The 11,749-nt window shown below is 55.9% G+C and carries 8 protein-coding genes; 7 read left to right on the plus strand and 1 reads right to left on the minus strand.

Features of this window, described 5'->3' with window-relative positions; translation table 11 throughout:
- Positions 1-36: 36 nt before the first annotated feature.
- Positions 37-1,230, minus strand: a complete 1,194-nt coding sequence (locus tag QSJ19_RS25440) for a DUF1972 domain-containing protein (RefSeq protein WP_286323835.1) — start codon at positions 1,228-1,230, stop codon at positions 37-39.
- Between the two features lie 833 nt (positions 1,231-2,063).
- Between QSJ19_RS25440 and QSJ19_RS25445 the strand changes: the two genes are divergently transcribed.
- The 7 genes from QSJ19_RS25445 to QSJ19_RS25470 all read left to right on the plus strand — a co-directional run bounded on the left by QSJ19_RS25445 (position 2,064) and on the right by QSJ19_RS25470 (position 11,588).
- Positions 2,064-3,542 carry a sugar transferase gene (locus QSJ19_RS25445; protein WP_286323847.1) on the plus strand — a complete coding sequence of 493 codons (1,479 nt, stop codon included), beginning with the start codon at positions 2,064-2,066 and terminating at the stop codon, positions 3,540-3,542.
- A complete protein-coding gene (locus QSJ19_RS25450) occupies positions 3,542-4,843 on the plus strand; it encodes a UDP-glucose dehydrogenase family protein (RefSeq protein ID WP_286323836.1) in 1,302 nt (433 codons plus the stop codon). Before QSJ19_RS25445 ends, QSJ19_RS25450 begins: the two co-directional genes overlap by 1 nt.
- Positions 4,844-4,947: 104 nt before the next feature.
- Complete coding sequence (locus QSJ19_RS25455; protein WP_286323837.1) at positions 4,948-6,492, plus strand: lipopolysaccharide biosynthesis protein; 1,545 nt, start codon at positions 4,948-4,950, stop codon at positions 6,490-6,492.
- 164 nt (positions 6,493-6,656) lie between these two features.
- The gene (locus QSJ19_RS25460) at positions 6,657-7,652 is read left to right on the plus strand and encodes a glycosyltransferase (RefSeq protein ID WP_286323838.1); all 996 of its coding nucleotides are present in this window, start codon (positions 6,657-6,659) and stop codon (positions 7,650-7,652) included.
- Positions 7,649-8,656 carry a glycosyltransferase gene (locus QSJ19_RS26895; RefSeq protein WP_353507178.1) on the plus strand — a complete coding sequence of 336 codons (1,008 nt, stop codon included), beginning with the start codon at positions 7,649-7,651 and terminating at the stop codon, positions 8,654-8,656. Before QSJ19_RS25460 ends, QSJ19_RS26895 begins: the two co-directional genes overlap by 4 nt.
- A gap of 1 nt (position 8,657) precedes the next feature.
- Positions 8,658-10,076 (plus strand): hypothetical protein, encoded by a 1,419-nt coding sequence (locus QSJ19_RS25465; RefSeq protein WP_286323839.1) that lies wholly within the window; start codon positions 8,658-8,660, stop codon positions 10,074-10,076.
- 57 nt (positions 10,077-10,133) lie between these two features.
- A complete protein-coding gene (locus tag QSJ19_RS25470; RefSeq protein WP_286323841.1) occupies positions 10,134-11,588 on the plus strand; it encodes a tyrosine-protein kinase domain-containing protein in 1,455 nt (484 codons plus the stop codon).
- The last annotated feature ends 161 nt before the right edge of the window (positions 11,589-11,749 follow it).

Raw genomic sequence — 11,749 nt, forward strand, 5'->3', positions numbered from 1 at the left:
ACCTACGCGAGCACCGAGAAAGTCATCGGCTGAGGGTCATCCGCGCGGCGACCACTCCACGGGGTTGCGTCGGGCCCTTCGGTGGTTGCGGTGGACGCTGGCGCCGTCGTGCAGGCGTTTGGCCAGATCCTCGTACTGATCGGTCACACCGTCCCAGGTGTAATGCGTGGCTGCGCGCTCCCGCAGGACCTCACCGAGTCGAGCTACCTCATTCTGCGACGCCTCTGCTGCTTCGAGTGCCGCAGCAACGTCGTCGGCGTCGGTGAAGAACCATCCCTGCCCATCGACCACGTCACGGTTGAACGAGACGTCGTAGCCGATGACCGGTGTGCCTGCACCGATGGCCCGCAGCAGCGACGGGTTGGTTCCCCCTACGGAATGACCGTGCACGTAGGTGTACGCGTGAAAGTACAGTGCGTCGAGAAGTTGCTGGTCATACACTGCACCGAGTAGCCGGACCCGGTCATCGGAGGTCGCGAGGTTCTGGACGGCTTCTGTGTATTGCTCTGAATACGGGGCTGACCCGACGACGACCAGCGGCTTGGCGGAGTTCGAGCGAACGTACCCGTCGATGATCTCGAGGACGTGGTTCTCCGGCTCGAAGCGCGCCACGACGAGGTGGTAGCCGTTGGCGTCGAGGTCCAGCCCTGCGATGCCGGCCGTCGGTGCGTCGTGGAGTTGCGGTGCTCCGTACTTGATCAATTCGGTAACGGCATCGAATTGGTGTTCGTAGTACTCCGAGATGCCGGGCGAGTCTGCGATGAGTGCGTCGGCGACCCGCACGCCGAACTGCTCGGCTCGACGGTAGTAGGACCTCCCCGTGTTTCCCCATTTGCTGCGTTTCCACTCAAGGCCGTCCATGTGAAGAGCGACCGGGATTCGCGCCGCGCGGAGAAGCGGGAGGAACGGCGAGTTCGCGGCGTTGAACACGAAAGCAACGTCGGGTCGTTCCCGGGCCACGGCATGCACGACGGAAATGGCGGTGTGGCTGGGCGTTTCCAATGCCTTCTTCCGCACCGCTGGCAGCGTCACCCGCCGCATGCCCAGGTAGTGGTCGCCGGCCTCGCCGGCGTCGCGGCCGTAGACGATGACCGTGTGCCCACGATCTGCGAGCCTGCGCCCCACTTCCTCTACGGCGGTCTCGAATCCGCCATACGAGGCCGGAACGCCCCGAGTGCCGACGAGGGCAATCCCGAGGCTGCCATCGGCCGCATCGTGCTGCTTCGGCATGGTTGGTAACCCTTTCGGAAGTCGTAGGCGCGCGATCGACAGAGACACGCAGCGAAGTCGGGCGGAGGAAAGACGGTACAGATTGGCGATGATCCGGCGTCGAGAGGCGCCATCACGACTGCACAGTAGCCCAGCGACGCCTACGACATGCAGTCGTCGTGGGCAATCACGGAACCGGTGATCGAGGTGTGCAACGGGGATGCAACGTGAGCGCAACCGAACGATTTGAGATCCGTTCATCTAAACGGGTGAGTTGTGTTCATTCCGATCGGACGTGTAACGAAAGATCGTGGTTTTCGATAGACAACCATATTGCGTTACTTAAGCACCTCTCAGGCTCCGGAGGTGGATCACGTTCACGATGGCAAACTTCTCGGAAGGCTATGTCCGTATGCACACACCGGGCAGCTCAAGTGCACCCAACTTGCTTGGCGTGGCAACCCTTCCGACCAGTGACGGCTATCACAGAATGACTGGCGTGCAACGTGTTACGAGCACGTTTGCCGTAGCGAGCACGGTGTCGACTCCGAACGCTGCGAGTCGTCGCCGTATCCATCCCGGGCTGGCATCGCGTGCCACAACAGCAGTTGAAAACTCAACAATCGTTAATGTGAACAGCAGATTTCAACCATGTCTTCAAGTTGTCAAAGGCTCCAACCTGCTTTACGCTCTCAGCATCTGCTCAGGTCGAAAAGACGGCCACGCAAAGCCAATGAATGGTCAGCGTTCTTCAGCGCGCCCTTTTGCGGCCCCGTTGCAGGTCCTGTCTTTGTTGTCGGGGAGGTAGTGAGGTGGTCAACAGCCGAGCTTTCGACGACTCGCGTCGCAACGGTCTGGGTCGGGGCGTGCAGCGCGTGTGGTTCGCAGGTCGTCCTCAGGCGCGATCGCGATCATGGGTTCACGGATACCTGGTGCGTCTGGCGTGGACAGACATCGCCGTCGTCGCGATCGCCATCACGATCGCGCAGGTGGCTCGCTTCGGCACCGACAGCGCGAGCGTTCCTAACGGTGCGATTGCAGCCCCAGCTGCGCTCGTGTCGCTGATCCTCGGGATCGCCTGGGTGGCAGCGCTGCGCGCGTTCCACACCTTGGACCGGCGAGTGGTGGGTGCGGGATCGACCGAGTACAGCCGGATCGTCACCGCGTGTCTGTCGGTGTTCGGAGTTCTGGCGATGCTGGACCTTCTCTTCCGGCTGAACATCGCTCGAGGCTTCCTCGCGCTGGCCCTGCCGATCGGCACATTCGGACTCTTGTTCTCGCGATGGGCATGGCGCCAGCGACTGAACCGCCAGCGCACACAGGCGCAGAATCTGGAACACGTTCTCGTCGTAGGGGAGCCGCGCTCGGCGTTGCCGCTAGTGCAACGGCTGATAAACCAACCGGGGCTGGGATACCGCGTGGTGGGAATCTGCTTGCCGGCACACAGCGGACCGCGCGAATCTGTCCCGGTCGGGGAAAACGAGGTTCCGGTCTTCGGCACGTTCGACGATGTGTGCCAGTCGGTGACGGCCTCCGGTGCAACGACTGTTGCAGTGACATCGGCAGAGGCTCTGGGGCATACGGCGATGCAGACGCTGTCCTGGGATCTCGAAGGTCTCGATGTCGACATGGTCGTGTCACCCGGTGTCACCGACGTGGCAGGACCGCGGATGATGCTGCGGCCCGTAGCCGGCCTCCCGTTGCTGCATATCGACAAGCCTCGTTACGAGGGCGCCAACCGATTCCGCAAGGCGATCGTCGACAGGGTGGGCTCGATGCTGGTCCTCCTGGCGCTGGCACCTGTACTGGTTACTGTTGCCATCGCGATCAAACTGGATACCAAGGGTCCCGTCTTCTACCGAGCGACCCGGGTGGGCATCAACAACAGCCCGTTTGAGATGTGGAAGTTCCGGTCGATGGTGCAGAACGCCGACTCCCAGAAGGACAACCTTCGGGGCTTAAACGAGGGCTCAGGAGTGCTGTTCAAGATGCGCGACGATCCGCGGATCACGCGGGTGGGTGCGTTCATCCGCCGCTACAGCATCGATGAGTTGCCTCAGCTCTTCAACGTATTGGGCGGCACGATGAGTCTTGTGGGACCTCGACCACCGCTTCCCGATGAGGTGGAGCGGTACGACGGTCGAGTCGCCAGACGAATGCTCGTCAAGCCCGGCATGACCGGGCTATGGCAGGTCTCCGGGAGATCGGACCTGTCGTGGGAAGAGTCTGTGCGACTGGATCTCTCGTATGTGGAGAACTGGTCGATCATGCAGGACGCGTTGATTCTCTGGAAGACCGTGAGGGCGGTTGTGGCTAAGGATGGGGCGTACTGATGCGGATGGTTGTTCTCGGTCTCGGGTATCTCGGTGCCACCCACGCCGCGTGCATGGCAGAGCTCGGACACGAAGTGTTGGGAATCGAAGTCGTGGCCGCGAAGCGGGCACAACTGGCGGCGGGTGACGTGCCGTTCTACGAGCCCGGACTGCCCGAACTGCTAAAACGTAATATCGACTCCGGAAAGCTGACGATATCCGGATCGTACGGCGATGCCGCGGACTTCGCGGACGTCTTCTTTATCGCAGTTGGTACACCGCAGAAGAAAGGGGAATACAGCGCCGACCTGCAGTATGTGGATGCCGCAGTGGAGGAGTTGGTCCCTCTTCTCACACGCGATGCTCTGGTTCTCGGCAAGTCCACAGTCCCCGTTGGCACTGCCCAACGCCTCGCAGATCGCGCGGACGAGCTGGCCAAGGACATCAATGTCGAGATTGCCTGGAATCCGGAATTTCTGCGCGAAGGATTCGCGATAGACGACACATTGCATCCGGACCGACTCGTTCTCGGTGCCTTTGGGGGTGGCGCGGCAGAGGTGTTATGCCGCGAGATCTATGCGCCAATCATCGACGCTGGCACACCGTTCATTGTCACCGATCCAGCGACCGCCGAACTTGTGAAGACCTCGGCTAACGCATTCTTGGCGACAAAGATCTCGTTTATCAACGCTATAGCCGAGGTTTGTGACGCCGCCGGCGCCGATGTAAAGGCAATCGCAGACGCAATTGGATACGACGATAGGATCGGTAGGCGATTCCTTAATGCAGGCCTGGGATTTGGTGGTGGATGTCTGCCGAAAGACATCCGCGCATTCATGGCCAGAGCGGGAGAGCTGGGTGCAGCAGAGGCTCTTGCCTTTCTGCGTGAGGTTGACAATGTAAACATGCGTCGTCGAACCCGAATGGTCGAAAAAGCGCGCGAAATGTGCAACGGAAGCCTAGTGGGCAAGCGAATTTGTATTCTAGGTGCTGCATTCAAACCAGAATCCGATGACGTTAGAGACTCCCCAGCGCTGAATGTCGCTGGACAAATACAGTTGCAAGGCGCTTCAGTTACCGTATATGACCCAAAAGCCACCGCAAATTCCAAACGTCTGTTCCCTACTCTAGATTACGCCGAGTCTGTAGTAGAAGCATGTAGTAAGGCGGACGCAGTTCTCGTTCTAACAGAGTGGCGAGAGTTTGTGGAGATCGATCCGATCGAGTTAAAGAAGCATGTTCGACATGCCAACGTTCTGGACGGCAGAATGTGCCTAGATTCTGGTTTCTGGATTGCATCTGGATGGAACTATGCTGCATAAGTGGACTGATCCAATCAACATTGGGCGCGAGATATTCAGAGCTCCTGAAACACCCCGGATAAGTCCGAGTGCAGCGCATGCACATGGCTGCACACCGAGGCGCTGTGGATAGCAATAAAGGGCTGAGGCTTAACACAGCAGCGCAAGTTCTTCCGCTCGCGAGCGGCTACCTAGTCAACATAGTCGCTACGCCGCTCATCATCGCTCACCTAGGGGTGGATGAGTTTGGGGTTTGGGCAGTTACCGGTGCGATTGCGCAGTACGGAGCGTTGCTTGATCTCGGCACTACTCGATCTGTCACACGTTTCATCAGCCTACATTCGTCTAACGGCGACGTACGGGCCGAGCGCGCAACAAGGACCATAGCAATTGCGATTATTGGCGCTCTATGGAGTCTCTTGCTCTGCTTGTCAGTTCCACTTGCGTATTTGTTGTCGATACCGATAAGCATTGTAACGACACATGAGATCTGGGTAGTTCTAGCCGCAAGCATTTCAATGCTCATTGCGTCAATGTTCTCTCGCGCGATAGCGGGCTTTGCGTTTGGGCATAAGCGCATGATTGCTATGAACATAGCGTTATCATTAGGCAATATAGCGACTATTGGTGGCGGTCTTATTGCACTAGTACAGGGCGGCGACCTCCAAGATTTTGCGCTGGCGAATGCTGCCGGCGCGGCTTTTGGACTAATGGTAGTGGTTATTGTCTTGATAGTTACGGAACACGAATGCAAACTCGCTCGGCCGTACGTGTCCGAAACTCGGGAATTCATACTATTTGGACTCAAAGGCCAGGCCACATCAGTATCCGATCTGTTCGTTCTCCAGTTTCCCAAAATCGCACTCGGAATCTTTGTTAGTCCGAATGCGGCGGGATTGTATGAGATCGGCAGCCGAATAGCGATGGGCGCCAGATCCCTCGGAATAGTTGCAATCATGACTCTCACTCCGTACTTCACCGAGGCGTATGCACGCGAGAAAGTGGAGGGCCTCCGTATTCAGTACTACAAGTACTCTCCAATCTATACATTCTTGGCCGTCTTCCCTATCGTAGCAATAGTCGCTGTGGCCCCGACGGGTATGCACGCATGGGTTGGTGCTGCCGGAGATGCCTCGGTTGTAATCGTGCTAGTGCTCGGCTTGTCATTCGTGATAAACCTCGCCACTGGGACGCAAACTATTGCTGCATCCGCGATGAACCAAATGGGGCGAGTTGCGAAATCGTCAATGTACGCATCATTCGCTAGCCTCATTTTTACGCCAATATTCACCTATTTGTTGGGCCAGGCGGGCGCACTTATATCGGTAGCTCTTGCCATGTCAATTGGCGCAATCACGGAGTTCATGTACATCGGAAGAATTCTAGAGCGCAGGGCCTTGACGGCTGCACGGGCACCACTTCGTGCAGTGGTGATACCTGTGAGTCTATGTGTACCGGTGTTCGTTGGCCTGCTATTTGTCCCGTACACATCGCGGGTACAGACTCTGCTCTGGTCGACTGGCGGCCTAATAGCATACTCCGGAATGGTGCTGACGACGCAGTTGATCCGTAAAAGCAGGCGGAAAAGAACATCCCTCCAATCGAAAGATTCCCGACTGGCAGTGGAATCGGCCGACAGCATTCTAAGTGAAAGTATCGGTGGAACATGACGGAATCGGCACTACTTACAATTCCTATGCACGGGCAACGTAAGCTGGCAAACGAAGGATACAGGACTCGAGATGGCCACTTTATCCAGTGGTTTGCTCGTCTCCTTGAGGGGTGCACTGAAGTTTCTGTGCATTCACGTCCGGAGCCGTACGCTACTAGGCTGTTGAGTCAGTACCGCTACAATAACTCACAAGTGTCACCGAATACTCGCCCTGTAGATCCATTTACATGGAGACTACCAAACATATTCAGGCCAAAGAAGTGGTGGGTTACGTCATCTCAGAGTTATCCAACGGTAAATCCTGAAGTTAGAGCTGCCGTTGTGTGGAACCCGCTTTACGCATTGTCGCCGTCCTTCCGAGATCTGAAAGATCGACATATACCGGTTGTGTTCGACCTTCTCGATGATTGGACCGTCCACCACCACTTTATCGATATACGAGACAAGCTCGAGGATGCGTATCGTCTCCTCCTTGAAGAGGCAAAAGCTGTGACTGCAAATGCCGAAGGAACTGTTGAATTAGCGAGACGCTTCGGAAGGTCTGATGTTATTCTCCTCCCGAACGGATGCGACCCAGATCGTTTCAACGAAACGTCACTGGCAAAGGGCGCTACCACGGTGGGTTATGTTGGAAAGATCGGCGTCCGGCTTAACTACCAACTTATCCGTGAAGTTGTTACCGCGCTTCCTGATGTGCGGTTTGTATTCGCCGGGCCATTGCTGGACAAGTCGGCACGGACTGTGCTCTCCAGCTATGCCAACGTCGAGATGCTCGGTGACGTCCACTACCGGGAAGTCCCGGCGCTTCTGCAGCAGTTCGACGTCGGGTGGGTTCCCCATGAGGTCGGGGAGTTCGAGGTGGGTGGAGACGTCATCAAGACGTACGAGTATCGAGCTGCAGGCCTTCCTGTCGTCTCTACGCCGGTAACAGGTGCGGGAGCGCGGGGGTTGAGTTCGGTCGTTGTTGCGGGAGACGCGCGAACGCATGTTTCTGCGATACGTCGGCTTACGTGTGACGACCGTAGGGCACTTCGTGTCAATGAGGAGATCCCCCTTCACCACACCTGGAAGTGGAAGTCGGAGGAGATCCTGCGCCTGATCGATATGGACAGTGTCGCATCGCTGGACAATCTAGACCAGGAGCAAGGACTGCCATGAGCATCGCAGGGGAAGACGGAACCGAAGCTAGGTGTGTCGCCACGATAGTTGTCACCTACAATCCAGGCAGCGAACTAGTTGATTGCCTGATGTCTCTACGGTCTCAAGGCGATTTCGTGCGCATATTTGTAGTGGACAACTCGACACAGGACTCTGGTCGTGAGCTGGTTGAGAGACTGCTGGCTGAGGGCAAGATAGACGTGCTGATTCCATCTGACGAGAATCTCGGTTTTGCACGTGCTGTTAACATGGCGCTGAGACGCACTGGCAATTCTGACGTCTTCCTCATGAATCCAGATGCAGTGCTCGATAAAGGTTGTCTTCGACTTCTTGAATCCAGAGTGAAGATGGATGGTGATATCGGACTGTTGGCGCCGGTTGTACGTTCAGGGCCAGGTGTTCGGACAATGTCTGCAGGGAAACTTCCAACTATCGGTGCGCTCTTTCTTCACTATTCAGGACTGAGTAGACTGATGCCGAACTGCGCGTGGCTTGAGGGTAGATATCTATTTCTTGACAAACACGCCACAGATCGAGATATAGAATGGGCGGCAGGTTGCTGCCTGTACATTCCGTCCGTAACGGTATCTTCTGTCGGTGAGCTCAGTGAGAGGTGGTTTATGTATGGGGAGGACATTGAGTACTGTCAACGCGTAACGAGCTCGGGTTTACGCATCAGGCTCGTGGGTCAGGCTGGAGCATTTCACGCGATGGGTACTTCCGTCGAGCAAGCAGGCGGAGTAGTTTCCAAGATGTGGCCGGCGAATACCTTTGACTGGTACAATATTACATACCGACCTGGTCTCTTACGCCGCTGGTTGTGGCGAATCGTGTTTTCTGCTGGACTGATTTCGCGGTCTGTCCTCATCTCGATGAAGTCGCCTTCGTCTACTTCTGCTCGAAGGCGGGCATGTCGCCTGGCCCGTTTCGGCGCCGCAGTATGGACGACTGGCCCTTCTTTGAACCCCGGCGTTCCTGCTCGTGACTATAGAGCCGAGAATTGATATGAGCGCGAATGTTCCTTATACGAAATGTACTGAGAACTCCGGCCCAGAAGTCGATCATCGTTTTGTCGATCCTGGTCCTTATCCGGTCTCCAGGATTGGAGCGTGCGCTACAGTTGCCGTTCCTTTCGTCGTGGTCTGGATGTTTGACGATCTGCTATTGGCAGGTGTCATTGCGATTGGATGTCTGTGGTTGTCGCTGTCGTTTCGCCGTCGTTTATATCCAGAACTATCATATTCGGCCTGCAGGCTGTATCTGCCGATATTTCTCACCTATAATCTGCTCGGTGCTCATGCAGTCGGATTGAGTAACCGTGCTATGATCGTGTTTCTGACAGTCGGATCTGTGGTTGGATTTGCGGTTGGCTGGCTGGCGGTTGCACCCAGCCGTCGATTCGGGTCGGTTCTTCGATCGCCCAGGCAAATGGTGTCGCCAACTGATGGATACTTCCGATCGTATCTGGTGATCGTCGTCGCGATTGTGACGTGTGGGATCTTCTTAGCCTTATGGATCCGCGCAGGTGAGTTGCCTGTGCTCAGCAGCGATCCGAATCTAGCGCGAACACAATTCTTCCCATCGGGGTATGTGGCTTCCGTCGTCGTGATGGGTCTCCATGTATTGGCTTTTGTCGGTGCTGTCCTAATTTTCTGCGAGCGCCGCTTTGTAGTTGGGATTGGCTCTCTGACTATTTCGCTTCTTTTAGGATACTCTACAGCGAACCGTGGTGTTATATTCATTCCACTGATATTCGCCGCGCTTTTCGTCGGCTACCGCTTGCGGGCAAATGTTTCCTTTCTTGTTCCGTTCGCTTTGGTGGGTATTTCGGTGTTCTCGTACTTGGGATTTAACCGAGGCGTGCAAACGCACGGCGAGTCCAATTATAGCCGCTACATCGAAGACCTTGGCTATTCTGGGCATTCTCAGATGTTTGGTCCTGCTATGAAATACATATACTCCACGGCGCAGACACTAGACCAGTCAATTGTCTTTTTTCCGTCGTCTGTCGGTCATTCATTTGGGCTAGAGTTTTTCTCGCCATTGCTGTTGCGACAGAGTGTGGATTTATACTTGAAGGATGCTTTTGGCGGCCAGTTTGACGGTTATGGTGTGGCGCTAGGATCAATGAATGCTTTTTATATTGATTGGGGATTCACGGGCGTACTCGTCGGGTCTCTCGTGTTGGGTTTATTGGCTTCTCTACTTTTTTTTAAGGGTTATGTCTCCGGCGAGCCTCGCTGGATCGCGGTTTATTGCTACTTCCTGACGCTTCTAATCCTGAGTAATTATGGCCATCCGTTTGCTTACCTCTACTATATCGTCGAGCCGCTTCTTGTATTCTTCTTAATCCGGCCGTCGCCTGCGGCGCCTTTGGCGCTGTCTTTCATCCCGGCTAAAGGTTCGGGGGATAGCGATCCCTAGTTCGTTTATGATAGCACTTTCTCGTTCTACTGTTGAATCTATTCAAAGGCGGAAATTGTGGATAGTATTGTAATTGACAAATCGAGATCGTCCCGCACACTGGATCAGTTCTCCATTGGCGCGTCGGTACTGGTTCAGTCCTGGTGGATTCCCGCAATCTGTGCGATTGCGGCCTCAGTTTTGGCGTTGGGGGTCAGTCTGACGCAGACCCCGGTGTATTCGGCTACCGCGAGCCTGTATGTCACGTCAGGCTCAGATCCGAACTCGCAAGCTGCTTATCAGGGCTCTTTGGCATCGCAACAGCGTGTCGCTTCCTATGCTCTGCTCGCGACGTCGGAAGCGGTTCTGACGGATGCGTTGCGCCGGGCGGGATCTGATTCGAGTCTGGAGGACGCCAGGCGTGCAATACGAGCGGACGCCGATCCGGAGACAGTAGTGCTCGGCATAACGGTTCGAGATAAGAATCCCAGCGAGGCCGCTCGTTTGGCGGATTCAGTTGCTGAATCCCTTTCACGCTATGTGACTGTGCTCGAGCAACCCACGGGCGGTGGGACGCCTCTTGCGAAGGCGACTATTGTGAGTCCGGGTACGGCCTCGGCCGCGCCCGTCTCGCCGAAGCCGATCCGCAACACAGTGTTGGCTGGTCTTGTGGGCGCATTCATAGGATGTCTACTTGCGCTGTTGTGGCGTCGACTTGACTCGAAGATCCGGGATGTTGAATCGGTTGAGCTTATGACAGCCAAGCCAGCCTTGGGAGTTGTTCCCGACGACACCTTATTGGAAGGTCGGCGCACACTAGATTTCAGCTTCGGAGCCTCGGAGGCTTCCGAGGGTTATCGTCGCTTGCGTACCAATCTTTCGTTCGCGAGCATTGATAGGCCTGCTAAACGTATTCTTGTGACCAGTCCAAGTCAAGGTGAAGGTAAGACTACAACTTCTCTGAATCTCGCCGCGTCCATCGCTGAATCCGGCAAGCGGGTAGTTCTGGTAGACGCAGATCTACGCAAACCGACGGTTGCCTCTGCGCTCGGCGTCAATCCTGCGATTGGTCTGACGAATCTCCTAGCTGATGGAGGCGATTTTCACGAGTACGTTCAAGGGACAGGCGTGACTGGTTTGGATGTCTTGGCGAGCGGGCCCTTGCCGCCGAATCCCTCCGAGTTGCTTGGTTCTCAACGCGCAAGCTCCGCTTTTGACCAGCTCGCGACCGCTTATGAGTACGTTATCGTCGATTCGCCCCCCGTGCTTCCCGTGACCGATGCAGTTGTACTCGTACAGTGGATGGATGGCGTCATTCTAGTAGTTCGTGCGGGTTCAACTAGGCGCCATGAGCTGTCTGGGGCTGTGAATCACCTAATGTCGTCTAGTTGTACATTGCTAGGCTCGGTGGTTAATGGCGTTAGGTTTCGTTCGGGCTCGTACGGTTACGGTTACGGTGATAAGTCATCCGCTGAAATTCGATCAGTGGAGTTGGCCTCTCCGTCGGATAGTAATGTTGGTCTCAGTAAGTAGTCTAGGGCGACGGGTGTCGGCGCGATTGTTGCCATTTCTCGGTATGTCTACTTTGGCCGATTCCTCTTTTCCGCGGTGTGTGTACGCCCTTACTCTTAATGCCCGTATTTCCGTACTTAGGTCGTTCATTGAAGGTCGCGGTCTGATAACTGAGTAAAAGG

The sequence above is a fragment of the Gordonia sp. ABSL11-1 genome, assembly GCF_030315685.1.
In the GTDB taxonomy this organism is placed as follows: domain Bacteria; phylum Actinomycetota; class Actinomycetes; order Mycobacteriales; family Mycobacteriaceae; genus Gordonia.